This is a genomic window from Duganella violaceipulchra (genome assembly GCF_019166075.1).
Taxonomy (GTDB): domain Bacteria; phylum Pseudomonadota; class Gammaproteobacteria; order Burkholderiales; family Burkholderiaceae_D; genus Rugamonas; species Rugamonas violaceipulchra.
On the sequence record NZ_JAHTGR010000109.1, the window covers coordinates 1 to 498 of the forward strand.

1 protein-coding gene is annotated in these 498 nt (G+C 62.9%); it reads left to right on the forward strand.

What is annotated here, in order from left to right; translation table 11 throughout:
* Positions 1-498 (forward strand): AMP-binding protein (locus KVP70_RS33190; RefSeq protein ID WP_217946704.1); only part of this gene is annotated, 498 nt, incomplete at both ends.

Sequence of the window (498 nt, forward strand, 5' to 3'; positions counted from 1 at the left end):
ATTGCTATGGCCCGACAGAAACCACCACCTTCGCCACCACATTCTTGATTGCAGCCGGCAGCATCAGCGAAAGCACGCGCACGGTTCCCATAGGCCGTCCAATCGCCAACACCGAACTCTACATCCTGGACGCCCACCTGCAAGCGGTGCCGGTGGGAGTAACCGGCGAGATCTACATCGGCGGGGCGGGTGTAGCGCGCGGCTACCTGAATCGGCCGGAGTTGACGGCAGAGCGCTTCCTGCCGGATCCGTTCAGTGGGCAGGCGGAAGCGCGGCTATACAAGAGCGGCGACCTGGGTCGCTGGTTAGCCGATGGCAACATCGCGTATGTAGGAAGAAACGACTTCCAGGTCAAGATCCGTGGTTTCCGGATTGAGCTGGGCGAGATCGAAGCCAGGCTGGCGGCCTGCGAAGGCGTGCGCGATGCGATTGTGATCGCACGCGAAGACCAGCCGGGCGACAAGCGGCTGGTGGCGTACCTGATCGCGCAAGCAGGGG